Here is a 26,914-nt window from a genome sequence, read left to right as displayed (position 1 = left end):
TACACTTTTTCAACGCTGGCATTGGGACGCATCATGGTGATGGGCTCCTGATGGAAATCGGGAGCACAGCATCAGCCGTCAGCTATCCGCTTGGAATGTGGAGTTCATGGAGCGGATACGAAAGGAAGACATGGTGGTCTTGCTTCTTGCCGCGAGTGCCTTTGACATTTTCACTGGGTAGGAACCAAGTCTGTTTTTCCAGATCGACATTTTTCCATTCGGCTTGCAGCAACTCGCCAATCCGACACAAGGTACCCAAGCTGATCCAAAGCGCGAGTTGGGTTTCCTTCTTTAATGGTCGAATGCCGTCGTATTTTTGGCCGGCGGGGAGGGCGTTGTAATCGGTGGTCATTTGCTGGAAGCGGTTGTGCAGTTCCAGCAGCTCAGCCGGTGAAAGGATGCGGCTTCTTTCTGCCTCGTAGTCGGCTGGGATCAGAGGGGAGATGTCGACCAGTTCCGTCGGATCACCCTCGATCAATAGGGCTCGCCAGGGCTGACGTTTTCTGGCCCAGCTGAACATCTGAGTGAGGTCGGCGAAGAAACTGATGGCTTGCCGGTGAGCGCCGCGGTTGACTACGGCGCGGATCATCGCCCGAACATCGTGTTCGGAGACGCTGCTCACCGCGGTCTTGCCGAGTGCCGGAAAAAGGTCCTTGTTAAAGCGTCGTTGCAATTCAGCATTGCCATCTTTCCGCGCCACGCCATCCAACAGCCACGCCTTGGCCAGATCCTGGACGGTCAGCGTTTTCACCTTCGTCGTTTTTACTTGTTCAGCCTCTAAGTTAGCAGCGGCGTATGCCTGTGCCTTAGCGGTTTTCTTGTGCTCGTTGGGATTGATTTGCTCATCAATGAGTGCCCGTGCCTGGTTGCGGGCCTTGCGGATCTCCGTCAGGGATTTGCGTGGCCAGGACCCGCAGGCGTACTCTTTGTTCTGGTCGCCCCACCGATAACGATAGAAAAAGCTGACCGACACGCCGTCCTTACGCAGGGAAATTCGACCCGCGAGATTGCCATCTTCCCGGAGGATTCGGCCGGCATCATTGGCGGTCAGCGACTCGAGTTCTTTGATGGTAATTTTTGCCATGAAATGGACTACCCCTACTTTTACCCCCACAAAAACGCCGGCTCTTGATGGACGTTACTGGACTCTCGTAGAGCAGAACACCGCTGGAGATCAAGTAAATACTAGCTTAGAAAAATCCAGAGTAAAATTTTGGAGTCTTTCAAAAAGTATGAAAAAGGAGATGGGGTGCTAGGGGTAGAGTGTTCGAATCACTCCGTCCCGACCATATTCGTAGGGGATCAAGCACTTAGCGGCTTGATCCCCTTTCTCGTTTCAGGCCTGCGCAGTACTGGCGCAAAACTACCCGGTGATTTCGCTGATATTCAGGTCCGGAATTGCCTCGGACCAGACGATTTCTTCGTGGTCGCGCTGGAAGTTTTTGGTCATGCCTTCGCTCGCATGGCCGGTCGCTTACCCTTAACGGTGGTCTCGTTGCGTTTCATCGCCATGCCTAGATCTATAGGCGCTGGCCGAATCCTGCAAAATCACTTGATTGGTTCGGTGCTTGAGTGGTCACTGCATGTCCTCTCGGTTAATGGCTGCCTACAAGGCAGTTTCTCCAAGGTGAGCAAAGGCCCGCCGTGTTGTTGCTAATTCCAGAGAGCATGAAAACCACTCGCAGCTGCTCGTAGTGGCGGTTCAATGGTGATAAATTTTGCGTCGTTAGCAAGATGTATGGGCGTGAAGGGCGCGCCTAGTCCTGGGCTCGGATGACGACAACAGCTTCACCGAGCCTCAAAGCAGCACTTGTTCCGGTGGGCGATGTATTCGCGCTAACAATTGAAAGACAGAGCAATGCCCTGCAGAAGGGTTACTGAATGCCGATGAAAAAGACGGAAAGTAAAGTAGCAGCGACGGCTACTGCTCATGAAATTGAGCACGCCATCCAAGCCCTGAACAGAATGGCTGAACGCCTTTGGGGAGATGGTCGAGAGATCGAGGCGAAAGCCCTCCTTGACGCCTTGGATTCTCTAAACAGGGCACTGGACCGGATCAGGATTGGCGAAAGCCACAGGGTTGTGACTCTTCATTGAAGACCGCCATGGACTCATTGAAAGGCCTAAAGCGGCCAGAAGGTGTATGAGGCATACCCTTTGACTTTATGTGTGCATGCACACCTTTTTGGATATGGAAATTCAATGAAAAGCACCGGGTTTTTTATCTTCCTTTCATGCGCCGTTGCCGTTTCTCTGCTGAGCGGCTGTGCGGCCTCCGTAAAAAGCGGCAGCACTGAAGCGCTGACGATTGAGCAGTCCGCCAAGAAGAACTTGGTGGTGAATATTCAGGGAACGGCAAGGTCCAGCAGAACGATGACTGGATTCGCCTGAGGCCCGCTTCCCCTCAGCGGGATGGCGGGCATGCAGACACCGACAGAACCTTGCCCAATGAAAACGATGGGCATGGCGATGATGGACGACATGGGGATGGACTGCTGCAACGATATGAAAAGCCCTTCCGAGCACGGCAAACCTTGTAAGCCGGGCCAGGAATGCAAGACAGGCGGCATGCTACAAGTCTCGATCTTCAAGCCACCTGTAACCGTATTCAGCCCCGTCGTGATTTCCTTCTCCAGCGATTCCCTACCCGTACAGCTTACGACCCAGTCTGTGTGAAAACGATTTAGAAACAGTTGGACAGTCAGAATCGGCGATCACCGCGCTACTCCCTTCCGGCGGTTGGACTTTTCCTCGAGCTGGATGGCGAAATCCATGGCCTCTCGGTAGTTGAAACGGTAGGCCCAGGTCCTGCCAGTGTATCGCTCGACGACGTGAAAGATGCCGAGCTTCATGGTCACCACCTGGAAGCGAACACCGCGGCGCGACTTCAGTCGATTAGTGCGCCGGAAGAAATCGATGCGTGCTGCATTGGAGTGGACAAGCAGAGCGCCGAGCTCATCGATGCGCTGCAGAAAGGATGGATGCATGTCTGATCCTCAAAGTGGGGAGCATGTATTCGTAAGCACTCGTGCCGCTAGCTGCTTGTCTATGGATGCAGAGGTAGTTCTGACGGATAAATGTAGTCGTAAAAAAGCCACATCGAAACCTGACTTTTCTTTTTGCGTCACACAGACTTCTTCGCGAGCCCGAGGGTTTTCTTTCACAACCCTTGCTGGGCCTAGGGCAAGCTATCGAGAAATGCGGCAATCTGCCGGGTACCGCGCAAGTGCACTGTAGAAATTTGCGGGCCTATGGCCAGGCGTACCGCCTCGATACCTGGGCGATAGCCACGATCGAAATTCCACACGAAGTTCAGAAAGGTCAGGAACGCCCGGTCGAGTTTCTCTGTACAGCCTGCTGCAAGGTCAGGGCGAGGGCGGTTCATGACGCTGCGCATGATCACCCGGGTGAAACAGGTGAGCCGCGACGTATCGAGCCAGATGATCAGGTCGGTACGGGGCAGGCGAAGGTCGAAGGTGCGCCGCGCATAGTTGCCTTCACAAACCCAGGCATCCGATTCGATCGCTTCGCGGACCCGCGTGCGGAACTGCTCAGCGTCGGGTTCGACCCAGCCGGGATCCCGAAACAGCGTCCAGGTGCACCACGGGCAGGCTCAGGCGCTTGCCGAGGGCGCGGGCGAGGGTGGATTTGCCGCTACCGGCATTGCCCAGAATTACAATCCGTTGCATGAGGACTTCCTGTCGCAAAAAAGCCGGCAATTGTGCAGGTTCTGGAGGGCCAGTCAAAGGCTGATGGATGGGTCGACTGCGCCACGGAAATGAATTTTGTGTTGCTACTGATAAGAAGCCAGAAGGTGTAAACCTTATTCAGGACGAGACAGTTGCTGCAAATAAGCCTTCGGCGAACACCCTGTTTTTTGCTTGAAGCAACGGTAGAAAGTGGACAGCGAGTTACAGCCTGAGGCGCTGGCAATCTCGTCAATGCGCGAGGCGTGGCGTTGCGCATTCAAACGTGAAAGGGCGTCATCCAGGCGCAGTTGATTGAGGAGCGTATAAAACGTTTTCCACGCTGCGAACGGGTCGCCCGACGCTTTCGCGCCGGGAGCGTCTGGGGCAACTGCTCGCAACCAACCTTCGTGGAAGCACCTTGGGGCGGCTACAAGCATAGCGGTACTGGCCGCGAGCTGGGAGAGTGGGGCTACGACAACTACCTCGAAACCCAGCCGATCACCCGATACAACGGCGGGGCCGGGGCTGGTATTTGAACTGAGGCACCAACCGTCTATTCCAGATACCACCCCCATGGCTGGTCGCTGACGTATTCGGTCACTTGCTTCACCTCCAGATAATTGTGCAGCCCCCATTGGCCGAGTTCCCGGCCAATACCGCTGTGTTTCATGCCGCCCCACGGAGCCTCGACGAAGGTGGGTTGCGAGCAGTTGACCCAGATAATCCCGGCGCGCAGTTGGTTGGCGACGCGGGCGGTACGTTGCAAATCAGCACTCATCACGGCGGCGGCGAGGCCGAAGCGGCTGGCGTTGGCCATTTGCAAGGCTTGCTCTTCGGTCTTGAAGCGCTTGATGCACAGCACCGGGCCGAACACCTCTTCGCGCCAGAGGATGCTGCTGTGTCCGGGCTCGTCGAAGATGGCCGGTTCGATGAAATAACCCTCTGGCAGATACGCCGGTTGCCGACCTCCGGTGAGCAGGCGTGCGCCGCTGGCCAGTCCCTGATCGATAAAGCCGAGGACCTTGTCGTGTTGACCTCGGCTGACCAAAGGGCCCAACAACACGCCGGGTTCCATGCCTGGGCCGATGGTGATCTTGCGGGTTTCCTCAACCAGTCGCTCGATCAACCGCGAGGCGATGTTTTCCTGCACCAGCAAGCGTGAAGTGGCGCTGCACACCTGGCCCTGGTTCCAGAAAATCCCGAACAGAATCCACTCCACCGCTGCTTCGACATCGGCGTCGTCGAACACAATCAACGCAGACTTTCCGCCCAGCTCCAGGCTGATGTTCTTGATGTCGCGAGCGGCCGCCGACATGATTTTTGCCCCGGTGGGCACACTGCCGGTGAAGGCCAGTTTGTCCACGCCTGGGTGTTCGGTGAGCGGACCGCCGGCGTCGGCTCCAAGACCGGTCACGACGTTCAGGACTCCGGCCGGCAGACCGATGCGGTCGGCGGCCGCGGCCAGTTCCAGCGCCGTCAGTGGTGTCAGTTCGGACGGTTTCAACACCAGCGTGGCCCCGGCGGCCAAGGCGGGTGCGACCTTCCACGCGGCCATCAGCAGCGGGTAGTTCCAGGGGATGATCTGCCCGGCGACACCGATCGGCTCATGACGGATTCGGCAGCGAAAGCGCTCGTCCGGCAGTGCCAGCGGTTGGTCCTGCTGTTGATCCAGTTCCCGGGCCAACCCGGCGTAGTAACGCAAGCAGCCGATCGCATCGCCAACGTCCCACCGCGCTTCGGGCAACGGTTTGCCGTTGTCGCGCACTTCCAGTTCAGCCAACGCCTGTTGACCACTGCCCAATTCATCAGCCAACGCTTCCAGCCACTGCGCGCGCTCGGCGCCAGTGGTTTGGCTCCAGCCGTTATCGAACGCTCGCCTGGCGGCGCGCACTGCATGATCGACGTCTTCTTCGGTGCCCGCAGCTACCCGATGGAAAGCCTGTCCAGTAGCCGGGTCGATGACGTCCAAGTAACCGCCCAGATCCGGGCTGACCCACTCGCCGTTGATGTAAAGCTGATCACGCATGGTGAGACTCCTGGACGCCGGTGCGGCGGTTTTGCAGGTGACGGGAAGTGAACAGCAGCGCCAGCGACGCGCAGATGATGACGGTCGAAACCGCGTTGATCTCCGGGGTCACGCCGCGACGGATGGATGAAAAGATGTAGATCGGCAAGGTCGTTTCGGAACCGGCGACGAAGAACGCGATGATGAAATCGTCGAAGCTGAAGGTGAACGCCAGCAGAAACCCGGCCATGATCGCCGGACTGATCCGCGGCAGGGTGACCCGCCAGAACGTTTGCATTGGGGGCGCGTAGAGGTCGGCCGAGGCTTCCAGCAAGGCCTTGTCCAGTGAGTCGACGCGGCTGCGCACGATCACCATGACCAACGCCATGGTGAACAGCGAGTGCGCGGCGATCACGGTAAAGAAGCCCATGTTCAACCGTGGAACGCTCGGTATCCAGCTCGCCAGCAACGGGTTGATCAGGTCGAACAGGCTAATGAACGCAATCAGCGTCGAGATGCCGATGACGATCCCGGGCACGATGATTGCGCAATAGGTCAGCGCATCGAACAGCAACCGCACTTTGGCGCCGGCACGTTGCAAACCGAACACCGCGAGCGTGCCGAACAGCGTGGCAATCACCGCTGAAGTGAAGGCAATGAACGCGCTATGGCCCAGCGCCTCCATGATGAACGGGTTGCCAAACGCGCGACCAAACCACTGTACCGAGCAGCACTCGAACGCCAGGCCACTGCGCCCGGCGTTGAAGCTGAACACCACGATCAACGCGATCGGTGCGTAGAGAAACAGGTACAGCGAAGTCGAATAGCTGCGCAGCCACATGTCACAACCCTCCGTCGGCAGGGCGGCCGCCATAGCGCGCCACCAGTTTCAAATACACGCCGATGATCAGCAGCATCATCGCCACCAGGGTCATCGCCAGCGCGCTGCCGAAGGGCCAGTTGCGCGATTGCAGAAACAGGTCGACCAGTGCGTTGCCGACGAAGAACACTTTGCCGCCACCGAGAATGGCCGGGATCAGGAACTCGCCCATCAACAGGATGAACACCAGCATCACCCCGGTGATGATCCCGGGGGCGGAGAGTGGCAGGGTGATCCGTCGGAAACTTTCGAAAGCGCTGGCACCCAGGTCCGCCGAGGCTTCGAGCAGACGCTTGTCGAGTTTTTCCAGGCTGACGTAAATCGGAAACACCATCAGCGGCAAGTAGCCGTAAACGATGCCGATCAGCACCGCCCACGGCGTATTGATCAGCCGCACGTCTTCAAGGCCAAGGCTTGCGAGCAAGGCCGGAATGCCCTTGCCGCTGAGGATGAAAATCCAGGCGTAAGTGCGGATCAGGAAACTGGTCCAGAACGGCACAATCACCAGCGTCAGCAGCAGTGAGCGGTTCTTGCTGACCTTGACCGCCAGAAAATACGCCAGCGGGTAAGCCGCCACCAGGCACACCAGCGTGCCCAGCGGCGCCAACATCAGCGTGTTACTGAACGCCGCGCCACGGGAACCGAGGTTCAGGTAGTTGGCCAGCGTGAAGCCACCGGCGTAACCGCCCACGGCACTGCGCTCGCCGAAGCTGAAGACCAGGATGATCACCAGCGGCATCAACAACAGCAGCAAGAACCACAAGGTCGAGGGCAAGAGCATCAGCAGGGTGATCCGCCGGCCGAGGCTGCGCCGTTGGCGAACCTCGACCGACAGGGCATTGCCCGGCTGCACCGTTTGCGGGTGGGTGGCGGCGTTCATGTGGGACTCCTCATTGGCCATGGCCAGGCGATCAGGCGGACTTGAAGCGAGCCATCAGTTCGGCCCGCGCCGGGCTGGTGAGCGTCGCCGCGGCACCGAACTCCAGAGGACTGAGCGCTTCGGCGGCCGGGTACATGATCGGATCGTCGAGCATGGCGGTGGGCAGCAACGCATCGACGCGTTTGTCGCCGCTCGGGTAGCCGTGGCTCAACACTTCGAGCTTGTTGTGCTGCGGATCGAGCAGGTAATTGATGAAAGCGTAGGCCGCGTCCTTGTGCTCCGAGCTTTTGGGAATGGCAAAGAAGTCACTCCACAGTTCGCCACCTTCCTTGCCCAGTTCGAACTGCATCTGCGCGTTGTCGCGGTGCAACTGAGAGGCATCGCCGGTCCAGGACATCGCCAGCCAGGCATCGCCGCTGCGCATTGACGGCTGGATGTCGGAGTTGATGGCGAACAGGTGCGGCTTGACCTCGATCAGCAGTTTTTCGGCATCGGCCAGTTCTTTCGGGTCAAGAGAATTGAAGCTATAGCCGAAGCTTTTCAGCGCGTTGCCGATGGCGGTCAGTTGGTAGTCGTGAACCATCGTCCGGCCGCTGGCGGGGCCTTGAGCTGCAACCCAGAATTCTTTCCAGCTGGCGGGGCCGTTCTTCAGTTTGCCGGTGTCGTAGAGCATGCCGGTAGTGCCCCAGTTTTTCGGCACCGCATACACCTTGCCATCTACCGTTCCTTGGGCCATGAATTTTTGCTGGAAGGCCGACGCCTCAAAGTTGGGAATGCGCGACAGGTCCAATGGTTCGATCAGGCCCAGGCCTACGTAAGTGCTGATGGTGTAGTTGGTCGGCACCAGTACGTCCCAGCCACTGCCACCGGCCTGCAATTTGGCAAGCATCTCTTCGTTGGAACCGAACACGCTCATCGAAACGCGCGCACCGGTGGTTTTGGCGAAGGTGTCGAGGTTTTCCTGGCTGTGGTAATTCGGCCAAGTCGCCAGCGACAGGCGATCGCCCAGCTTGGCCTGCTCGACGGCCTCGGCGGTGGAAGTCAGCAGGCCGGGCATGTTGGTTGCGACCACCGCTGCGGCAATTCCCAGGCCGGTGCGGCCAAGGAACTCGCGGCGGCTGATCGAGCCGTTCTGCCAGCTACGCAGGGTTTTGATAAACGTCTTGCGGTCCATAGCACGCTCCACATTCGGTTGATGAAACGAATCGATGATTTACAACGCCATGGCCAGGCCATTGGCGTGATCCCAGCCGACGCTCACTGCCGCGCCGTGTTCGAATGCATTGGCGCCGTGATCCTGCTGGCGCGGCACACGCACGCAAACCACGCCAAAGGCTTGGGTGCGCACGCGGTATTCGGTGGAGTTGCCGAGGTAGATGCGGTCTTCCACGTAGCCTTGCAGCTTCACTTCGCGGGTCATGTCGGCGTTGGCGCTGGCGATGCTGATCAGCTCCGGGCGCACCGCGATGCAACCGGCGACGTCTGCGCTTAAGGCTTTGCCGGTGGGCGTCAGTGGGCTGGTCAGTTCCAGTCCTTGCTCGGTGCGCAGCACAACTGAATCGCCCTGCAATTGACGAACCGTGCCGTTGAACAGATTCGATTCGCCGATAAAATCGGCCACGTAACGGCTGGCCGGCGCCTCATACAGTTGTTCCGGGGTGGCGGTCTGGATGATCGAACCGTTGTGCATCACGCTGATGCTGTCACTCATCGACAAGGCTTCTTCCTGATCGTGGGTGACCAGCACAAAGGTGATGCCGACTTCGCGTTGCAGGCGCAGCAATTCGGATTGCATCTCCTTGCGCAGCTTGCGGTCCAGCGCCGCCAGCGGCTCGTCCAGCAGCAACACGGTCGGCTTGTTGACCAGCGCCCGGGCCAGGGCTACACGCTGCTGTTGGCCGCCGGAAAGTTCACTCGGCTTGCGTTGGCCGAAGCCGCTCAGGCGCACCATTTCCAACGCTTCATCAGCCATGCGCAGTTGGGTTTTTTTGTCGGGTCGCGGGGTGCGATAACGCAGCCCATAGGCGATGTTCTGCGCCACTGTCAGGTGCGGGAAGAGGGCGTAATGCTGGAACACCATGTTCACCGGCCGCTCAAACGCCGGCACTCCGGCAACGTTCTTGCCCGACAGGCGCACTTCGCCGCTACTGGGCTGTTCGAAGCCGGCGATCATGCGCAGGGTGGTGGTTTTGCCGCAGCCGGAACCGCCGAGGAAGGAATGGAATGAGCCGCGACGCACCGCGAAGTTCAGGCCATTGACGGCTGACACCTCGCCATAGCGTTTGACCACATTGCAGAATTCGATATCGCTTGGCGAAGTGTCGTTCACGCTGTTGTTCACGAGGCGGGCTCCCTTGCAGTGATGAATCAGTGCGTCGGGGGCCAAACTAGCAATCGGGGTTTTGCGCTGTATATATCCCTTGGGGGATAGAGTCGGTTTCAGGTGTCAGGCTTCGACGACCAGTTCCTGGCCGGTAAGGTCGCGGATAAACAGCCCGAGCAATTCGGACTGGCTGCCGATGCCGAGCTTGGCGTAGATGTTCTTGCGGTGAATCTTCACCGTGCCAGGACTGATGCTCAGTTGTTCGGCGACTGAGGCGCTGGAGTGACCGCGTAGCAGCAACTGGACAATCTCTTGTTCGCGGCCGGTGAGGATGTGCGCGCCGAACTGATCGAAGGCTTCGCGGATCTTGAAGTCCAGGTCCTGCGCCGGGCGTGGTTGCTGGGCTTGACGCAAACGCCAGGCTTCATTGATGACCTGTTCAACCACCGCCTGCGCGCACTCGATCAACTGCATCTCGTCACGACCAAAAGCACAGCTGGCGGTGGATCGCATCAACGACAGAACGGCCATGGCGCCGCCACCGAGGTCGACGAAAAACGCCACTTCTTCAGCCAGCCCGGTTTGCTGGTAATACGTCAGGTAATACTCACCGAGGTAGAAGTGGTCGGGTGCGAACTGTCGCAAACGCCACAGTCCAGGCGCTTGCCCGCGAGTGCATGCCAGGTAGAACGGATCAAGCAAATAGGGCCCGCACTGATAGTCATCGACATACACCGCACGCTTGTCGGCTGTGAAGGTGTCGAACAGCGCCAACGGCCGATGATTGCCTTCGTAGACGAACAGAACGAAGTGATCGACCGGGCATACTTGCCGCAACCAGTGACTTAAGCCTGCTAACCGCGCATGCCCGGGAGGAAGGTCCAGTAAATGGGCAACACCGGTAGTCCAGAGTTTCAGTTCCTTGGGGCGCATGGTGGCTTCAAGCAGGATTGGATTGCGTTTAGATGCACAATTTACGCCATGGCTGTTTTTGGCCTTGTAGGGCGGGGCGCGTGAAGTCGAGTCGTTGAAAAGACGCACCGTAACAGCGCCGGATGTTACCGAGTGCTACAGGGGTGGTATCAGAAGTGATGGGGTCGGTCGCCCATGGGCCAGGCGTTCGATCCTCGGCGGATCGGCCTCGACATCGCCCATTCGGACTAGGCAAGGCTGACGATTCTGTCGTGTGCCACTGGCACCAAACTCGAAGGCCAGAGGGGTGTCGCTTCATGCGTGCCCCGCCTAACGAGCAGAAGGCGCCGCGATGGAGTTTGCATTCAGCGACGAACAGGAAATGATCCGCGCATCGGCCGAGGGCTTTCTCGCCGATGTCTCGGATTCTGCCGCCGTACGAGCGGCGATGGTCAGCGAGCGAGGTTTTGACGAGGCGCTCTGGCAGCGCCTGTGCCGCGAAATGTACTGGCCGGCCATTCATATTCCCGAAGCGTACGGCGGCCTCGGGCTGGGCTTTGTCGAGCTGTCGATTTTGCTGGAACAGATGGGCCGGCGCTTGCTGTGTTCACCGTTCTTCGCCACCGCCTGCATGGCCACACCCGCGCTGTTGCTGGCCGCCAACGAACAACAAAAACAACGCTGGCTGCCGTTGATCGCCGACGGCAGCCTCACCGCTACGCTGGCCTTCAGCAGCGCCAACGGCTGGGCGGCCAAGGATGTTCAGGCCACGGTGGTGACCGAGGGCGAGGGTTTTGTGCTTGATGGAACCCTCAATCATGTGCTCGACGGGCACAGCGCTGACCTCTTGATCATCGCCGCACGGGTTCCCGGATCGACCGGCGAGGCGGGCATCAGCCTGTTCGCCGTGGACGCGGACCGGGCAGGGATCGAGCGTCAAATGCTGCCGACCATGGACCAGACTCGTCGTCAGGCACGGGTTCAGCTCAAGGGTCTGTACCTCAGCGCTGACTGCCTGCTCGGTGAGTTCGGTGCGGGCTGGCCGCACCTGGAGCGAGTCCTGCAACTGGCTTGCATCGGCCTGGCTGCCGAACAGACCGGTGGCGCGCAGCAGGTGCTCGACCTGAGCGTTGCCTATATGCAGGAACGCCAGCAGTTCGGTCGACCTATCGCCAGTTTTCAGGCGCTCAAACACCGCGCCGCCGACATGATGCTGCAGGTCGAATGCGCACGTTCGGCCAGTTACTACGCGGCCTGCGTGGCCCAGGAAGTCCTCGATCCCGAAGGCGATCCGCAGGTGGCCGCCGAGCTGCCGCTGGCGGCGGCGCTGGCCAAGGCGCACTGCTCCGAAACCTATTTCCACTGCGCGTCCGAGTCGATCCAGTTGCATGGCGGCGTTGGTTTCACCTGGGAATACGACCCGCACCTCTACTTCAAACGCGCCCGCGCCAGCGAAAGCTTTCTCGGCGCACCTGCCTGGCATCGAGAGCGCATCGCCGTGGCGATTCTTGGGGAGCAACCATGAAAATCAGTTTCAGCGAACAGGACGAGCGCTTCCGTCAGGAAGTAGCCGACTGGTTGAGCGTGAACCTGTGCGGTGAATTCGAGCCCCTGCGTTTTCGCGGTGGCCCGGGTGACGAACATATGTTTCCCGTGGAGCGCAAAGCCTGGGAACGCAAACTCGCCGACGGCGGCTGGACGTGTGTGGGCTGGGCGCCGGAGCACGGTGGGCGTGGTCTGTCGATCAGCCAGCAAGTGATTTTCCACGAAGAGTACGCCCGCGCTGGCGGCCCGGGACGCATGGGGCATATCGGCGAAGGGCTGGCCGGACCGACCATTGCCGCGTTCGGCACTGCCGAGCAGCAACAGCGCTTTCTGCCGGGCATCGTCAACGGCACGTCCTTCTGGTGCCAGGGCTATTCCGAACCGGGGGCCGGGTCCGACCTGGCCAACGTCAAGACCCGCGCGGTGCTTGATGAAGCCAGCGGCACTTGGGTGATCAACGGACAAAAAGTCTGGACCTCCCTGGCCCATGAGTCGGACTGGTGTTTTGTGATCGCCCGCACTGAACCGGGCAGCGTTGGCCATCGCGGCTTGTCCTTCCTGCTGGTGCCCATGGCCCAGGCGGAAATTACCGTGCGGCCGATCGAGCAACTCACAGGCACCTCTGAGTTCAACGAAGTGTTCTTCGATGATGCCCGCACCGACGCCGCCAACATCATCGGCGCGCCGGGCGAGGGCTGGAAGATTGCCATGGCGCTGCTGGGGTTCGAGCGCGGAGTGTCAACCCTTGGCCAGCAGATGCAATTTCACAATGAACTGAACGAAATCATCGCCATCGCCAGGGCCAATGGCGCCGCGCGCGACCCGATCCTGCGCCAGCGCCTGGCCGAGGCCTGGAGCGGGCTGCGGATCATGCGCTACAACTCGCTGCGCATGCTGTCCGGGGCGCAGGACGGTTCGCTGCGTAAGGAAGCGACCATCTACAAACTGTTCTGGTCCACCTGGCACGCCAGCCTCGGCAAGCTGGCGATGGACGTCCTCGGCGCCGAGGCGGAGCTGCTGGAAGCCGCGCCTTACCAACTCACCCGTTTGCAATCGCTGTACCTGTTCAGTCGCGCCGACACCCTCTACGGCGGCAGCAACGAGATCCAGCGCAACATCATCGCCGAGCGCGCCCTGGGAATGCCCAAAGAACCGCGCCTGCGCACCTGACCAAGGAGTTTTCCATGTCTGTTCCTCACTATGTTGCAGGTCACGGCCTGTTGCGTGACAAGTCGGTGCTGATCACGGCCGCGGCCGGGGCCGGTATCGGTTTTTCCGCCGCGGTGCGTGCCGCCGAGGAGGGTTGCCGCGCCTTGATGATCAGCGATATCCATGAAGGCCGGCTGGCAGAAGCGGTGTTGAAAATCCGCGAAGCGACCGGTCTGCAACAGGTCTTCGGTCAGGTCTGCAATGTCGCTGATGAAGCTCAGGTTCAACAGCTGATTGCTTGTGCCGAGCGTGATCTGCAGGGTGTCGATGTGCTGATCAACAACGCCGGGCTTGGTGGTTCACGGCTGCTGGTGGACATGACGGATGAGGAGTGGAACCGGGTCCTCGATGTGACGCTCACCGGCACCATGCGCATGACCCGCGCCATGTTGCCGAAGATGATCGAGCGGCGTGCCGGGGTCATTGTCAACAACGCTTCGGTACTGGGCTGGCGGGCGCAGAAAGAGCAGTCGCACTACGCCGCGGCCAAGGCCGGGGTCATGGCGTTGACCCGTTGCGCCGCGGTCGAGGCCGCCGACTACGGGATCCGCATCAACGCGGTGAGCCCGAGCATTGCGTTGCACGATTTCCTGCGTAAGTCCGCCCCTCAGGCGGTGCTCGATCAACTCGCCGCCAACGAAGCGTTTGGTCGTGCCGCCGAGGTCTGGGAAGTGGCCAACGTAATGATGTTTCTGGCCAGCGACTACAGTTCCTACATGACCGGCGAAGTGTTGTCGGTTTCCAGTCAGAGGGCTTGAACATGCCACGTGTTTTCGACACGCCCTTCGCCTTGCACGATGCCGTGGGAGAGGTGCTGGGCGTCAGCGACTGGCTGGTTCTCGCGCAGGAGCGCATCGACCGGTTCGCCGAGGCGACCGGTGATCACCAGTGGATTCACGTCGATCCGCTCAAAGCAGCCAGCGGTCCCTTCGGCGCCTGCATCGCCCATGGCTATCTGAGCCTGGCGTTGGTCAATCTGTTTTTGCCGCAGATCGTCGAGGTGCGCGGCATTGCCATGGGTGTCAATTATGGCTGCGAGCGGGTGCGCTTTCCCACGGTAGTGCGTGTTGGCTCGCGGGTGCGCGGCAGTGCGCAATTGATGGCGGTCGAGGAGGTCAAGGGCGGCGTTCAGGCGACCATTCGCGTCAGCGTCGAAATCGATGGCGAGGAGCGCCCCGGCTGTGTGGTCGACACCATCAGCCGTTACTACCCCGCGTGACCCCTTTAGCAGAACATTCGAGGAATCCAGCATGAAAGAAGCCGTCATCGTTTCGACCGCCCGTACCCCGATCGGCAAAGCCTTTCGCGGTGCATTCAATGACACCGACGCCCCGCAGCTCGGCGGCCATGTGGTGCGCGAAGCCGTGCGTCGCGCCGGTATCGAGCCGGGCGAAGTGGACGATGTGATCATCGGCGCGGCGGCGCAGCAGGGCACGCAGTCTTATAACTTGGGGCGTCTGTGTGCGATTGCCGGCGGCTTGCCGACCTCGGTCGCCGGGATGGCGGTCGAGCGCCAGTGTTCATCGGGGCTGATGAGCATTGCCATGGCCGCCAAAGGGATCATGTGCGATGAAGTCGACATTGCCGTGGCCGGTGGTCTGGAGTCGATTTCGCTGGTGCAGAACAAGCACAAGAACCTGTACCGCAATCAGTCAGGCTCGGTGATCGAGCTTGATCCGTACGCCTACATTCCGATGATCGAAACCGCCGAAATCGTCTCCGCGCGCTACGGCATTTCCCGAGAGGAACAGGACGAATACAGCTATCAGAGCCAGGTGCGAACCGCGCTGGCCCAGAGTGCCGGATTGTTCGACCGTGAACTCGCGCCGCTGACCAGCCGCAAGGCGATTTTCGACAAGGCCAGTGGCGAAACCCGCTTTGAGGCCGTCACCTTGCTGCGTGACGAGTGCAACCGCATCGACACCACCCGCGAAAGCCTGAATGCGCTGGAACCGGTGTGGCCGGGCGGTCAGTGGAGTGAAAAGGGTCGTTTCATCACGGCGGGCAATGCCTCGCAACTCTCCGACGGTGCTTCGGCCTCGGTGTTGATGAGTGCCAAATTGGCCGAGAAGCGTGGCCTGGAGCCGCTGGGGATTTATCGCGGGATGGCGGTCGCTGGCTGCAACTCCGACGAGATGGGCATCGGCCCGGTCTACGCCATCCCGAAACTGCTCAAGCGCCATGGCCTGACCGTGGACCACATTGGCCTCTGGGAGTTGAACGAGGCGTTCGCCTGTCAGGTGCTGTATTGCCGCGACACCCTGGGCATTCCCCCCGAACGCATGAACGTCAACGGTGGTGCAATTTCGGTGGGCCATCCTTTCGGCATGTCCGGTGCGCGGATGGTCGGTCACGCGTTGGTCGAGGGGCAACGCCGCGGTTTGCGTTATGTAGTGGTGAGTATGTGCATCGGCGGCGGCATGGGTGCCGCCGCACTGTTCGAGGTGGTCTGAATGGTCAGTGCACAACAGATTCAAGCGACCATGGCGCGTTATGTGGAATTGGTGGACGCCGGTGACATCGACGGGATCATTGCGCTTTACAGCGAGGATGCAGTGGTCGAAGACCCGGTCGGTCGGCCGCCGTTGCAGGGTATCGTCGATATAGAACGTTTCTACCGCGAAGGGCTGGGCGCGAGCAAAGTCTCGGCGACCTTGACCGGCCCGGTTCGGGCGACACTCAACGGTTGTGGGGCGATGCCGTTTCGGGTCGATATGGAATGGGCCGGGCAACCGTGCTCGATCCATGTGATCGACGTGATGGAGTTCGATGCCGACGGCAAGATTCGCTCGATGAAAGCCTATTGGAGTGAGGTCAACCTGACCGCCCAAAGCCAAGCATGAACCTGTAGCAGCTGTCGAGCCTGCGAGGCTGCGTTCGGCTGCGCAGCAGTCGTAAAATCAGGCACTTCGGTATTCCAGAAAAACCGTGGATGCAGGATCTACGACTGCTGCGCAGCCGAACGCAGCCTCGGCAGCTGCTACAGGGCGCGTTCCTGAGTTGTGGCGGCGAGCAAGTCGCGATTCTGCGTCTGCCCGGTTTCGCAGAAGGCCTTGAGGTTCTCGGCAATCTGGCGCACGACGTTGTTGAACGCCTTCGCCAGCAACCATTCCACCAGCCTGCCACCGCGCAGGCTGTAGTTCATTTGGGTGGTGATGCGTGTCGCGTAACCCTCGGCCTGCAAGGCATAACTGAAGCTGGCCTCGCGGAACGGGAAGGGCGCGCCGCTACTGGCCCGATGCAGGATCAGTACGAAACCCGCACCTTCCTGCCATTGCACCACGCTCTCATCCAGCCACTGACCCCCTTTGCGGAACACCCGGCGACTGGCGCCAACCCCTTCGCGCGCACCGGGATGAAACTGGCAACCGGTCAGACCTGGCACATAGTGCGGGGCGAGGCTCAGGTCGCGCAGTTTGGCCCATGCGGCAGATGGGCTGAGATCCAGCAAAACACTGTGGCTGGCTATCGCAGGCATGTCGGGATTCCTCTTGTTTTAATGAGATGGCCAAAAGATCGCAGCCTGCGGCAGCTCCTACAGGTGTACACAATCAACGTAGGAGCTGCCGCAGGCTGCGATCTTTTCAGGATTGTGCCGCGTCGAGAAACGCCGGGCGTTCGCCACCGCCGTGCACGGTGATGTCCGCGCCGCTGACATAACGTGCCAGCGTTGATGCCAGGTACAGACAGGTATCGCCGATGTCTTCCGGAGCCGCCAGGCGTTGCAGCGGGATGGTCGCTGCCACCCGGGCAATGCCCACCTGATCGCCATAATGCATGGCCGCCTGCTCGGTGAGAATCAACCCGGCCGTCACAGCGTTGACCCGCACCTTGGGCGCCCATTCCACGGCCAGCGAACCGGTCAGGTTCAGCAACCCGGCCTTGGCCGCGCCATAGGCAGCAGTGCCGGGGGAAGGACGGGTCGCGCTGACGCTGCAAATATTGATGATTGCGCCACCGTCGGCTTGCGCCTGCATCACCTGATTGGCCTGCTGGCAGAGATTCAGCGGCGCCAACAGGTTAAGGCGGATGATCGCTTCGCTAAAGCGCGGCGAGGCACTGGCCGCGTCGGCATTCGGTGAACCGCCGGCATTGTTGACCAATACATCGAGGCGACCGAAACGCTCGACGATACTGTCGATCAACCGCCCGGACTGCTCGACATCCCGCAGGTCGCAGGGCAGAAACAGCGCCTCGCGCCCAGCGCTAGCAGGCAGGGTGTCCGGTGCTTCGCGGCCACAGATCACCACTTCGGCACCACAGTCGAGAAAACGCTGACTGATGCCGCGACCGACACCCTTGCCACCGCCGGTGACCAGTACCACTTTGCCGCGAAAGTCCATCGGATCAAGCATGGGATGCCTCGTTCTGTCGCTCGGGAATGCTGTCGATGCTAGGTCTGTCACCCCCATCGGCCAACGTCCGAAAAGACTAGGGGGCGTTCTCAATTAGTTTCCCTGCGCGGTGTGGAAACTAATTGAGAACGCCCCCTGGGCGTAGTCCTGTCGGACGATGTTGTTTGCCCGGGCGCTCGGAATAATCCGGCGACAACAACAGGCCGGGAGGACACCTATGGACGCATCAGCGCAAGGGCACTTCGTCACGCTGCCGGAAGGTTTGCAGCTGCACTACTTGGATATCGGCGGGCAGGACATCGGCAGCGGTGAACCGGTAATTTTCATTCACGGCAGCGGGCCGGGCGCCAGCGGTCACAGCAATTTCAAGCAGAACTACCCGGTGTTTGCCGCGGCAGGCTACCGGACCATTGTCCCGGACCTGCCGGGTTATGGCGCTTCAGATAAGCCAGACACCCTCTACACCCTGGACTTCTTTGTCGCCGCCTTGAGCAGTTTGCTCGATGCCCTGGATATCCAGCGATGCGTGCTGGTCGGCAATTCTCTGGGCGGTGCGATCGCGATCAAACTGGCCCTCGACCAACCGCAGCGGGTCAGCCGGCTGGTGCTGATGGCGCCCGGCGGCCTGATGGAAAAAGAACAGTATTACTTGCAGATGGAAGGCATCCAGAAAATGGGTGCGGCCTTCGCCAAGGGTGAACTGCACGATGCGGGCGGAATGCGCCGGCTGCTGGCGCTGCAACTGTTCGATGAGTCCTTGATCAGCGACGAAACGGTCAATGAGCGGGTCGCAGTGGTGCGCCAGCAACCGGTCTGCGTGTTGTCGACCATGCAAGTGCCGAACATGACCTCGCGCCTCGGCGAGTTGCAGTGTCCGATCCTCGGTTTCTGGGGCATGAACGACAAATTCTGCCCGGTGTCTGGCGCGCAAACGATGATGCAGCACTGCCAGAACATTCGCTTTGTCCTGCTCAGCGAATGCGGGCATTGGGTGATGGTCGAGCACCGTGAACTGTTCAACCGCGAGTGCCTGGCGTTCTTTGAGGAGGCTTGCTCATGAGTGAACAACTGCGCCATCAATACGGCGAGGAGCTGTATCAGGCGTTGCTGAGCGGCACCACCCTGGCGCCGCTGACCGAGCGCTGGCCGGCGATCAGCATCGAAGATGCCTACAATATTTCCCTCTGCAGCATCGAACGCCGGGTGGCCGCCGGTGACCGGATTGTCGGCAAGAAAATCGGCGTAACGTCGGCGGCGGTCCAGCAAATGCTCAACGTGCATCAGCCGGATTTCGGCTTCATCACCCGGCAGATGTCATTCGCCAATGACGCGCAAATCTCCCTCGCCGCGAACAAGCTGATCCAGCCGCGCGCCGAGGGCGAGATTGCCTTCAAGCTCAAGCACGATCTGATCGGCCCCGGTGTTACCGAAGCCGACGTGCTGGAAGCGACCGAGTATGTGACGCCGTGCTTCGAGATCGTCGATTCACGGATTCATGACTGGCGCATTCGCATACAAGACACCGTCGCCGACAACGCCTCTTGCGGTGTGTTCGTGCTGGGCGAGGTTCAGGTCGATCCACGGACGCTGGATTTGCCCAACTTGCGCATGCGTGTGTTCAAGAACGGTGAACTCCTGAGCGAGGGACTGGGCTCGGCGGTGCAGGGTAATCCGCTGACGGCCGTGGCCTGGCTGGCCAACACCCTGGGTGCTTTCGGTATTCCGTTCAAGGCCGGGGAAATCATTCTCTCAGGCTCTTTGGTGCCGCTGGAGCCTGCGCGTGCGGGCGACCGTTTTGAATTGACTATCGATGGCCTGGGCAGTGCCCAGGTGTCCTTCTGCGCCTGACCTGTGGGGTTTAACCGGATGAGCAAGAAACTCAGAGCGGCCATTATCGGCCCGGGCAATATCGGCACTGATCTGCTGATGAAAATGTATCGATCGGAATGGATCGAGCCGGTCTGGATGGTCGGCGTCGACCCCCAATCGGAGGGCCTTAAACGCGCCCGTGAATTGGGCGTGAAAACCACGGCCGAGGGCGTCGACGGACTGCTGCCCCATGTACTCGACGATGATATTCGCATCGCCTTCGATGCCACGTCGGCTTATGTACACGCGGAAAACAGCCGCAAGCTCAATGCGCTGGGGGTGATCATGATCGACCTCACGCCGGCCGCCATCGGCCCGTTCTGCGTGCCGCCGGTCAATCTCAAGGAGCATGCGGCGACGTTGGCGATGAACGTCAACATGGTGACGTGCGGTGGCCAGGCGACCATTCCGATGGTCGCGGCAGTGTCGCGGGTCCAGTCGGTGAGTTACGGCGAGATCGTCGCCACCGTCTCCTCCGGTTCGGTCGGCCCGGGCACTCGCCAGAACATCGACGAATTTACCCGCACCACGGCCGGAGCGGTGGAGAAGATCGGCGGCGCACGACGCGGCAAGGCAATCATCGTCATCAACCCGGCCGAGCCACCGCTGATGATGCGCGACACCATCCACTGCCTGACGGATGACGAACCGAATCAGGACGCCATTCGCACCTCGGTGTTGCAGATGGTCAAGGAAGTGCAGCGCTATGTTCCCGGCTACAAGCTGATCAATGGCCCGGTGTTCGATGGGCACAGGGTGTCGATTTTCATCGAAGTCGAAGGCCTCGGCGACTTCCTGCCCAAGTCCGCCGGCAACCTCGACATCATGACCGCAGCGGGGCTGCGTACCGCCGAGATGTTCGCCGAAGAAGCCCACAAGGGCACCCTGCAACTGCCCGTCCGTTGAGTGGAGAATTGCCATGAATTTGCAAGGTAAGAGCGTCCGTCTGCACGACATGAGCCTGCGCGACGGCATGCATGCCAAACAGCATCAAATCAGCCTGGAACAGATGATCTCGGTGGCGACCGGTCTCGATGCGGCCGGCGTGCCGCTGATCGAAATCACCCACGGCGATGGCCTGGGCGGTGCGTCGCTGAACTACGGTTTCCCCGCTCACAGCGACGAGGAATACTTCGCGGCGGTGATCCCGCGGATGAAACAGGCCAAGGTCTCGGCGCTGTTGTTGCCGGGTATCGGCACCCTCGATCATTTGAGAATGGCCCATGAACACGGGGTGTCGACCATTCGTGTGGCCACCCACTGCACCGAGGCGGACGTCTCCGGCCAGCACATCGGCATGTCAGCGAAGATGGGCCTGGATACCGTCGGCTTTCTGATGATGGCGCATAGGGTCAGCGCGGAGAAACTGCTGGAGCAGGCGCGGCTGATGGAGAGTTATGGGGCCAACTGCATTTACTGCACCGACTCGGCTGGCTACATGCTGCCCGATGAAGTCACTGAGAAAATCGCTGCATTGCGAGCTGGGCTGAATGCCGGGACCGAAGTCGGTTTTCACGGTCACCACAACATGGGCATGGCAATTGCCAATTCCCTTGCCGCGATCGAGGCGGGCGCCGCACGTATCGACGGTTCGGTGGCGGGGCTGGGCGCGGGAGCGGGCAATACGCCGCTGGAAGTGTTTGTCGCGGTGCTTGAGCGGATGGGCGTCAACAGTGGCATCGACTTGTACCGGATCATGGACGTTGCCGAGGACCTGGTAGTGCCGATGATGGACCAGCCGATCCGCCTCGACCGCGATGCGCTGACCCTGGGTTACGCCGGGGTCTACAGTTCGTTCCTGTTGTTCGCCAAACGTGCCGAGCAAAAGTACGGCATTGCCGCACGTGAGCTGCTGGTGGAATTGGGTCGGCGCGGCACCGTCGGTGGTCAGGAAGACATGATCGAAGACCTCGCGCTGACCCTGTCACGTTCGCGGGGTGTCTTGCCAACCTGATCTGGCGACAGCACAAAAAAGCCACCGGCCTTGCTTGCAGGCCCGGTGGCTTTTTTTATGGGAGCAGATTACGCACCAGCGGGGGATAGCAATTGATGGCACTGGCCGAGCAACTGATGAACGCGGTGGTCGGTCGGTAGGCTTCATTCTTGAAGCGCTGACACAGGCTGGCGGTGCTGCTGGCGCAGACGATGATGAACAGGGCACAGGTGGCTTTTCGCATAGCGAGTCTCGACACGGATTTTATTGTTGTAGAGGCAAGGTATTGCGGCTGACGGGACGTGGCTTCGTCCGAATGGACTAGATGGAAAAAGATCGAAAGATCGAAAGATCGCAGCCTTCGGCAGCTCCTACAGGTTTCGTGTTCATCCATTGATTTGCGGGTGTACACAATCCATGTAGGAGCTGCCGAAGGCTGCGATCTTTTGATTCTGGCGATTTTAGATGCGCCGGGCGAGGGCCCCCATGGCCATGAACAGTGCAGCAATGGCCCGCGCTTCGTTGAGTTCGCCGCGGGCGACCAGGTCGGGGATCTGCGCCAGCGGCACGCGCAGGCATTCCAGCGGTTCGGGCTCGTCGCCGACCAGTTGGCAGGGACTCAACTGTTCGGCCAGCACCACCCGGTAGCGATGGCACAGGTGACCCGGCGCCAGGGTCAGTTCGCCCAGTTCGCTGAGGCGTGCAGCGCGCATTCCGACTTCTTCGCAGAGTTCGCGTTGCGCCGCTTGCAGATAGTCTTCATCAGGCTCCGCGCCGCCCTTGGGCAGGCCGAGCACGGTTTTTTCGACACCGACCGCATATTCACGGACCAGCAATACATGCAGCGGATCGGGCATCGCCACCAGCATCACCGAGCGATAACCGGTGCCGCGCAGACGCTCGTAAATCCGCTGCTGGCCATTGCTGAATTGCAGGTGCAAAGCTTCGATCTGAAAATAGCCGCTTTCAGCCAGCAATTCAGTCTTGAGGATGGTCGGACAGTTGCGCATGGTCAGACCCCTGGTTGGGATAAAGCCACTGTGCGCCGTGCCGGGATGGCCGCCATCGTCCGAGCGGACGAGGGCGGAGGTTGAACGCTAACCGAGGGTCGCCACGCTGCGCAGGATCAGCCGCACGAGCATGGTCTGGCGGGTCACGCCGGTCTTGGAGAAGGTTGACCGCAGGTGTGCCCGCGAGGTGTTGCGGCTGATACCCAGCTCCTCGGAGGCTTCGTCGAGGGTCAAGCCGTTGGCCAACAACATGGCCAGTTGAGTTTCGGCCGGGGTGAAGTCGAACAGCGCGCGGACGATCTCCTGTGGCGCGGTGGACTGTTGCTCTGGGTCGCTGATGAAAATCACCACGGTGGGGCACTGTTTGCCTTCGCTCCAGTCCGATAACGGCACCGAGCGTACGATGATCCCCAGGTCCGCCCGCCCGGACGGCCGTTGCACACGAAGCGCTTCGACCACCGACGGGTTGCTGCTTTTTTGCGAGAGCAGCGATTGTTTCACCAGGCGCCGGAACTCTTGAGTGTCTCGCGCGGTGCCGACTTGCAGGCCGTCGTTGACCAGTTTGATGCCGTCCTTTTCCTGGATCAGCCGATCGGCAACCTGGTTGGTTTGCAGCACTTTGCCGGCCTCGTCGAGGATGATCGTACCGACCGCCAATTGATTCACCGCGCCGGCGTAGAGATTGCGCTCGGCTTCGATGCGATTGAGCTGCATGTGGATCTTGATCGAGCGTTCCAGGTGCGGGATAAAGTGCGTCAACAAGGCTTTCTCTTCGTTGCCGAAGGCCTTGTCATCGCGTCCGCGACTGATGCGGATACGGCACTGGGCGCCGTCGCAGGTGTTGATGTCGGCGCCGAGAATGTGGAACACATCCACCGGTTCGAGGAAATTCTTGTAGAACTCCGAGTGCTGCCAATCGTCGTTGGACACGAACTCGGCAAGGGTCACCACCTGGCGGTTGGGCAGGTCGACAAACGGGTCGAGGGTGAAAAAGTGTTTGTTGTACGACGCGGTCGCCTCGGTCGACGTGCCAGTGGTGTTGACCATCAAGCCATCCACATGCGCGCTGGGCGGACGCAGGATGAAGGTCACGTACTTGCTTTCCAGATACACGTTGAGCTGGTTGAGAAAGGTCGCCCAGGGAATGGTTTCCAGCGGTCCCTGATAGAGGTTGCCGATCAAATCACTGAACGTATCGAGGCTGAGGCTCTGCTGCATAGGGAAAACCGTTCTTATTATTAGCGTTGGCGGTGGCCGAGAATAAGCGCCGATATCGACTCCTTGCAACGCTCGGGCTCAAGGCCTGACGGGCGGCTGCCGGTCAGGCGCAGGGAGCGCGACGGGCCGCTGTGTTCAGGCCCGTTCGCTGGCGCGCACGACGAACCGTTTTTGCTCCAGCACGTCGGCCGAGAGCGCCGCGACGTCGGTGTAGAACTGCTCGTACCAGCGGCGCAACTGATAGACCGGGCCATCGCCGTCACACAGCAATGGGTTGTCGACGCGGGTCTTGCTGTGCCAGATCGTCACGTCTTCGTAGAAGGCTTCCTGTGCTTGCTGCACATAGGCCTTGGCCATCGCCTGATTCTGCTCTTCGCTCAGCCCCGGAATCTTTTTCACCAGCACGCCGTAGCGCAGAGTGAAGCTGTCGAGGTCGATCGGCACATGGCAGTTGAGCAGGATCGAGTGGATCGGCTGGCCGTTCATCGCGCCGGTCATTTCTGTGATCTGGTAGGCCGGGCCGAAGTAGGTGGCCACGGTGCTCAACGCGCTGTCGCCGGACAAGCGCTCACTGCGGGCGCTCATGATCTGGGTGGCCAGGTGACCTTCGAAGACGTTGCTGAATTCCTCGACGGGGGCGCCATGCACCGTGCCGAAGTGCGCCATGTCAGCGACGTTGTCGATCAGTTCGCGGCAGTTGGTGCCGATCTGCAATTCGGCGACTTCCCACGCGGCCCACTCGTCACTGAAGCAAGCGTCAATGCGCGGGATGCGTTGCTCAGGGAGCGGCGGGTTGCCTTCCGGGTCATTCCAGACGAACAGCAACTGGTTTTCTTCCATGAGTGGCCAGCTCTTGAGCCGGGCCCGTGGCGGAATGCGTTTGGCGTAAGGAATGTCATCGCAGACACCATCGGCACCCCAGCGCCAGGCGTGGAACGGGCAGCGAATCGAGTTGCCTTCAACACAACCGGTACTGAGGTCGGCGCCCATGTGCGGGCAATAGCCATCCAGAATATGCAGCTCGCCGTCTTCGCCCTGAAAGGCCACCAGCCGGGTGCCGAACACCTCCAGGCGATGGGCCTTGCCGTCGCGGTATTGGGCAGCCAGGCCCAGACAATGCCAGCCACGGGCGTAGCGGTCTTCCAGCAGTTTGGCTTCGATGCGGTGCAAGGTACTCATCTTATTATTCTCCCAGGGTTCACGGGCTTGGCGCCTGTCACGGATTCTGCCGCCCCTGTAGAAGCGGGCATCGTCTGAATGGACGATGGCCGGTTTACGCCCGCCCGCTCTACTGACGCCATTGGACCCAGTGCAGGAGTTGGCGATGAGCAATGAACAAGGGCCGGTCGCGGTGATTACCGGGGCCGCCAGTGGTATTGGCCGGGGTTTGGCCGAGCATGCGGCAAGGCTGGGGATGCGCCTGGTGCTGGCCGATCTCGATGGGCCGGGGTTGCAAGCGCTGTGCGATGAACTACAGGCGGGCGGTGCGCAGGCGATTGCTTGCGTCACGGATGTTGGCGATCTGGCGCAAGTCGAGCGCTTGCGCGATATCGCCCTCGATCACTTTGGCGGGGTTGATCTGCTGTTCAACAACGCCGGAGTGATGCAGACCGGCTACAGCTGGGAAATCACTGCGCAGCAATGGCAGCGGATGCTCAACGTCAACCTCACCGGTGTGATCAATGGCATTCGCAGTTTCGTGCCGCTGTTTTTGCGCCAGGGGCGGGCGGCCCATGTGATCAACACGGCGTCACTCGCCGGCTTGCTCAGCAGCCCGTTGATGGCGCCTTACAACGTGACCAAGCAGGCAGTGGTCGCACTCTCGGAAACCCTGCACTACGAATTGAGCATGCTCGGTGTGCCGGTATCGGTCTCGGTAGTGTGCCCAGGGCCGGTGGCCAGTGAAATCATGGCGTCGAATCAAGTGGTGGACGCGGCCGGTTCGTCATTCAGTCAATTGCTCGACAGCAGCATCCGCCAAGGCATGACGCCGAGCGAGCTGGCGGAGCAGGTGTTCGCCGCCATCGCCGAAAAACGCTTCTGGGTCTTCCCTCACAAAGGTTTCAAACCGGCGCTGGAGCGACGTGTGCAAAGCATCCTGGAAGAAACCAATCCGCAGTTTCAAATGACCGATGTAGAGGGAAATGCCGATGCCGCTCGATAACCAGATCGTCGCAGTGCTCCAGCAGTTTCGCGACCTGCCGGAGCCGGATTTCAGCCAGCTCGATGCCAAGCAATATCGGCAGTTTTCCGACAACCTGCTGCCCGCCATCCCCGGCGACCCGATGATCGAAGTGCGTCACCTGCGGGTCGCGGGCGCGGCGGGCGAGCTGGATGCGCGGCTGTACCGGCCACTGGAGCAGGACAACCTTCCGCTGTTGGTGTTCTTCCACGGAGGCGGTTTTGTCATGGGCAACCTCGACACCCATGACAACCTCTGCCGTTCACTTGCCAGTTTGACGGAGGCGGTGGTGGTGTCGGTCGCCTACAGACTGGCGCCGGAAAACAAATTCCCGGCGGCACCACTCGATTGTTATGCGGCCACCTGCTGGCTGGTCGAGCATGCGTCTGAACTGGGCGTTGATGGCAACCGGCTCGGCTTGGCCGGGGACAGCGCCGGGGGCAACCTGGCGCTCGCCGTGAGTCGGCTGGCGGCGCAACGTCAGGGGCCGAAAATCAGTCATCAGTGCCTGTTTTACCCGGTCACCGACGCCCGTTGCGACAGTCAGTCTTATGAGGATTTTGCCGAGGGCTATTTCCTCACCGGTGCGATGATGTACTGGTTTTGGCAGCAGTACCTGCAGGATGCCGATCAGGGGGATGATCCCTTGGCCTCGCCGTTGCGCGCCGACCGATTGGCGGACTTGCCGCCGACCACCCTGATCAGCGCCGAGTTTGATCCTTTGCGGGATGAGGGCGAGGCGTTTGCCTTGCGTCTGCGGGAAGCCGGCGTAGCGGTGCGCGTGCAGCGCTGCGAGGGCATGATTCACGGTTTTATCAGCATGGCGCCGTTTGTCGAGCGCGCTGCGCAAGCCTTGTCCGATGCCGCGGCAGACCTGCGCAGGGGGCTATCTGGAGAGAACACA

The 26,914-nt window shown here is 60.5% G+C and carries 28 protein-coding genes and 4 pseudogenes; 16 read left to right on the top strand and 16 right to left on the bottom strand.

From position 1 onward, the window contains the following. Positions 1-106: 106 nt before the first annotated feature. Positions 107-1,084 (bottom strand): annotated as a pseudogene (locus E3W21_RS05330) (tyrosine-type recombinase/integrase); the annotation flags it as partial. Positions 1,085-1,881: 797 nt separating this feature from the next. Here E3W21_RS05330 and E3W21_RS05320 point away from each other — a divergent pair. From E3W21_RS05320 to E3W21_RS05310, 3 genes and pseudogenes are all read left to right on the top strand, one after another. Then, the gene (locus tag E3W21_RS05320; protein ID WP_134418714.1) at positions 1,882-2,097 is read left to right on the top strand and encodes a hypothetical protein; all 216 of its coding nucleotides are present in this window, start codon (positions 1,882-1,884) and stop codon (positions 2,095-2,097) included. Positions 2,098-2,202: 105 nt separating this feature from the next. After that, positions 2,203-2,391, top strand: a complete 189-nt coding sequence (locus tag E3W21_RS05315; protein WP_256657578.1) for a hypothetical protein — start codon at positions 2,203-2,205, stop codon at positions 2,389-2,391. A gap of 6 nt (positions 2,392-2,397) precedes the next feature. Further along, positions 2,398-2,676: pseudogene (locus E3W21_RS05310) on the top strand (hypothetical protein); the annotation flags it as partial. 38 nt (positions 2,677-2,714) lie between these two features. Here the strand turns inward: E3W21_RS05310 and E3W21_RS05305 are convergent. The 3 genes and pseudogenes from E3W21_RS05305 to E3W21_RS31365 all read right to left on the bottom strand — a co-directional run bounded on the left by E3W21_RS05305 (position 2,715) and on the right by E3W21_RS31365 (position 4,126). Then, positions 2,715-2,987, bottom strand: coding sequence for a hypothetical protein (locus E3W21_RS05305; protein WP_129443105.1), 273 nt, complete (start codon positions 2,985-2,987; stop codon positions 2,715-2,717). A gap of 191 nt (positions 2,988-3,178) precedes the next feature. Further along, positions 3,179-3,689, bottom strand: a pseudogene (locus E3W21_RS05300) (AAA family ATPase). A 134-nt stretch (positions 3,690-3,823) separates the two neighbouring features. After that, on the bottom strand, positions 3,824-4,126 hold the full coding sequence (locus tag E3W21_RS31365; protein WP_134418713.1) for an AraC family transcriptional regulator: 303 nt from the start codon (positions 4,124-4,126) through the stop codon (positions 3,824-3,826). Here E3W21_RS31365 and E3W21_RS05290 point away from each other — a divergent pair. Next, positions 4,028-4,230: pseudogene (locus E3W21_RS05290) on the top strand (aldehyde dehydrogenase family protein); the annotation flags it as partial. The gene E3W21_RS31365 and the pseudogene E3W21_RS05290 overlap by 99 nt on opposite strands. A 12-nt stretch (positions 4,231-4,242) precedes the next feature. Here the strand turns inward: E3W21_RS05290 and E3W21_RS05285 are convergent. The 6 genes from E3W21_RS05285 to E3W21_RS05260 form a co-directional block, all read right to left on the bottom strand. Then, complete coding sequence (locus tag E3W21_RS05285; RefSeq protein WP_134418712.1) at positions 4,243-5,715, bottom strand: aldehyde dehydrogenase family protein; 1,473 nt, start codon at positions 5,713-5,715, stop codon at positions 4,243-4,245. Then, the gene (locus E3W21_RS05280; protein WP_134418711.1) at positions 5,708-6,535 is read right to left on the bottom strand and encodes an ABC transporter permease; all 828 of its coding nucleotides are present in this window, start codon (positions 6,533-6,535) and stop codon (positions 5,708-5,710) included. Before E3W21_RS05280 ends, E3W21_RS05285 begins: the two co-directional genes overlap by 8 nt. Before the next feature lies 1 nt (position 6,536). Then, on the bottom strand, positions 6,537-7,454 hold the full coding sequence (locus E3W21_RS05275) for an ABC transporter permease (protein ID WP_129443113.1): 918 nt from the start codon (positions 7,452-7,454) through the stop codon (positions 6,537-6,539). A gap of 31 nt (positions 7,455-7,485) precedes the next feature. Continuing rightward, positions 7,486-8,628, bottom strand: coding sequence for a PotD/PotF family extracellular solute-binding protein (locus E3W21_RS05270; RefSeq protein ID WP_134418710.1), 1,143 nt, complete (start codon positions 8,626-8,628; stop codon positions 7,486-7,488). A 39-nt stretch (positions 8,629-8,667) separates the two neighbouring features. Beyond that, a complete protein-coding gene (locus tag E3W21_RS05265) occupies positions 8,668-9,795 on the bottom strand; it encodes an ABC transporter ATP-binding protein (RefSeq protein WP_371927043.1) in 1,128 nt (375 codons plus the stop codon). A 105-nt stretch (positions 9,796-9,900) separates the two neighbouring features. Further along, positions 9,901-10,710: a response regulator transcription factor gene (locus E3W21_RS05260; RefSeq protein ID WP_129443117.1), complete on the bottom strand. Its 810-nt coding sequence runs from the start codon at positions 10,708-10,710 to the stop codon at positions 9,901-9,903. A 331-nt stretch (positions 10,711-11,041) separates the two neighbouring features. Between E3W21_RS05260 and E3W21_RS05255 the strand changes: the two genes are divergently transcribed. Genes E3W21_RS05255 through E3W21_RS05230 form a run of 6 tightly spaced genes read left to right on the top strand, consistent with a single transcriptional unit; the run spans position 11,042 to position 16,286 of the window. Beyond that, positions 11,042-12,214 (top strand): acyl-CoA dehydrogenase family protein, encoded by a 1,173-nt coding sequence (locus E3W21_RS05255; RefSeq protein WP_134418709.1) that lies wholly within the window; start codon positions 11,042-11,044, stop codon positions 12,212-12,214. Beyond that, the gene (locus E3W21_RS05250) at positions 12,211-13,404 is read left to right on the top strand and encodes an acyl-CoA dehydrogenase family protein (RefSeq protein WP_134418708.1); all 1,194 of its coding nucleotides are present in this window, start codon (positions 12,211-12,213) and stop codon (positions 13,402-13,404) included. Before E3W21_RS05255 ends, E3W21_RS05250 begins: the two co-directional genes overlap by 4 nt. Before the next feature lie 14 nt (positions 13,405-13,418). Further along, positions 13,419-14,201: an SDR family oxidoreductase gene (locus E3W21_RS05245; protein ID WP_134418707.1), complete on the top strand. Its 783-nt coding sequence runs from the start codon at positions 13,419-13,421 to the stop codon at positions 14,199-14,201. Positions 14,202-14,203: 2 nt separating this feature from the next. Next, complete coding sequence (locus tag E3W21_RS05240) at positions 14,204-14,662, top strand: MaoC family dehydratase (protein ID WP_134418706.1); 459 nt, start codon at positions 14,204-14,206, stop codon at positions 14,660-14,662. Between the two features lie 31 nt (positions 14,663-14,693). Further along, positions 14,694-15,896 (top strand): acetyl-CoA C-acyltransferase, encoded by a 1,203-nt coding sequence (locus E3W21_RS05235; RefSeq protein ID WP_134418705.1) that lies wholly within the window; start codon positions 14,694-14,696, stop codon positions 15,894-15,896. Beyond that, entirely contained in the window at positions 15,897-16,286 is a 390-nt protein-coding gene (locus E3W21_RS05230) for a steroid Delta-isomerase (protein ID WP_134418704.1), read from the top strand. A gap of 137 nt (positions 16,287-16,423) precedes the next feature. On the opposite strand, the gene E3W21_RS05225 is transcribed toward E3W21_RS05230, so the two are convergent. Both E3W21_RS05225 and E3W21_RS05220 read right to left on the bottom strand, forming a co-directional pair. Further along, a complete protein-coding gene (locus E3W21_RS05225; protein WP_134418703.1) occupies positions 16,424-16,921 on the bottom strand; it encodes an SRPBCC family protein in 498 nt (165 codons plus the stop codon). Between the two features lie 106 nt (positions 16,922-17,027). Beyond that, positions 17,028-17,798 carry an SDR family oxidoreductase gene (locus E3W21_RS05220; RefSeq protein ID WP_134418702.1) on the bottom strand — a complete coding sequence of 257 codons (771 nt, stop codon included), beginning with the start codon at positions 17,796-17,798 and terminating at the stop codon, positions 17,028-17,030. A gap of 217 nt (positions 17,799-18,015) precedes the next feature. Between E3W21_RS05220 and E3W21_RS05215 the strand changes: the two genes are divergently transcribed. Genes E3W21_RS05215 through dmpG form a run of 4 tightly spaced genes read left to right on the top strand, consistent with a single transcriptional unit; the run spans position 18,016 to position 21,621 of the window. Then, positions 18,016-18,858, top strand: coding sequence for an alpha/beta fold hydrolase (locus tag E3W21_RS05215; RefSeq protein ID WP_134418701.1), 843 nt, complete (start codon positions 18,016-18,018; stop codon positions 18,856-18,858). Continuing rightward, on the top strand, positions 18,855-19,646 hold the full coding sequence (locus tag E3W21_RS05210) for a fumarylacetoacetate hydrolase family protein (protein WP_134418700.1): 792 nt from the start codon (positions 18,855-18,857) through the stop codon (positions 19,644-19,646). The genes E3W21_RS05215 and E3W21_RS05210 overlap by 4 nt, the downstream gene beginning before the upstream one ends. An 18-nt stretch (positions 19,647-19,664) precedes the next feature. Continuing rightward, positions 19,665-20,573 carry an acetaldehyde dehydrogenase (acetylating) gene (locus E3W21_RS05205; RefSeq protein ID WP_134418699.1) on the top strand — a complete coding sequence of 303 codons (909 nt, stop codon included), beginning with the start codon at positions 19,665-19,667 and terminating at the stop codon, positions 20,571-20,573. Positions 20,574-20,586: 13 nt separating this feature from the next. After that, positions 20,587-21,621 (top strand): 4-hydroxy-2-oxovalerate aldolase, encoded by a 1,035-nt coding sequence (dmpG, locus tag E3W21_RS05200; RefSeq protein ID WP_134418698.1) that lies wholly within the window; start codon positions 20,587-20,589, stop codon positions 21,619-21,621. A 55-nt stretch (positions 21,622-21,676) separates the two neighbouring features. Here dmpG and E3W21_RS31115 read toward each other — a convergent pair whose 3' ends face one another. The 4 genes from E3W21_RS31115 to E3W21_RS05185 all read right to left on the bottom strand — a co-directional run bounded on the left by E3W21_RS31115 (position 21,677) and on the right by E3W21_RS05185 (position 25,007). Further along, positions 21,677-21,844, bottom strand: coding sequence for a hypothetical protein (locus E3W21_RS31115; protein WP_165353277.1), 168 nt, complete (start codon positions 21,842-21,844; stop codon positions 21,677-21,679). Positions 21,845-22,061: 217 nt separating this feature from the next. Next, entirely contained in the window at positions 22,062-22,610 is a 549-nt protein-coding gene (gene nudE / locus E3W21_RS05195) for an ADP compounds hydrolase NudE (RefSeq protein WP_134418697.1), read from the bottom strand. 87 nt (positions 22,611-22,697) lie between these two features. After that, the gene (locus E3W21_RS05190; RefSeq protein ID WP_046054842.1) at positions 22,698-23,828 is read right to left on the bottom strand and encodes a helix-turn-helix transcriptional regulator; all 1,131 of its coding nucleotides are present in this window, start codon (positions 23,826-23,828) and stop codon (positions 22,698-22,700) included. Between the two features lie 135 nt (positions 23,829-23,963). After that, positions 23,964-25,007, bottom strand: a complete 1,044-nt coding sequence (locus E3W21_RS05185) for a Rieske 2Fe-2S domain-containing protein (RefSeq protein ID WP_046054841.1) — start codon at positions 25,005-25,007, stop codon at positions 23,964-23,966. A 145-nt stretch (positions 25,008-25,152) separates the two neighbouring features. Here E3W21_RS05185 and E3W21_RS05180 point away from each other — a divergent pair, with 145 nt between their 5' ends. Both E3W21_RS05180 and E3W21_RS05175 read left to right on the top strand, forming a co-directional pair. After that, positions 25,153-25,992, top strand: coding sequence for an SDR family NAD(P)-dependent oxidoreductase (locus E3W21_RS05180; RefSeq protein ID WP_134418696.1), 840 nt, complete (start codon positions 25,153-25,155; stop codon positions 25,990-25,992). Beyond that, a partial coding sequence (locus tag E3W21_RS05175; protein WP_134418715.1) for an alpha/beta hydrolase occupies positions 25,979-26,914 on the top strand: 936 nt, incomplete at its 3' end. The genes E3W21_RS05180 and E3W21_RS05175, both read left to right, overlap by 14 nt.

This window comes from Pseudomonas sp. F01002 (assembly GCF_004402115.1).
In the GTDB taxonomy this organism is placed as follows: Bacteria; Pseudomonadota; Gammaproteobacteria; order Pseudomonadales; family Pseudomonadaceae; genus Aquipseudomonas; species Aquipseudomonas frigoris.
The sequence above is the reverse complement of the archived record's forward strand: the minus strand, read 5'-3'. Positions and strand labels throughout refer to the sequence as shown.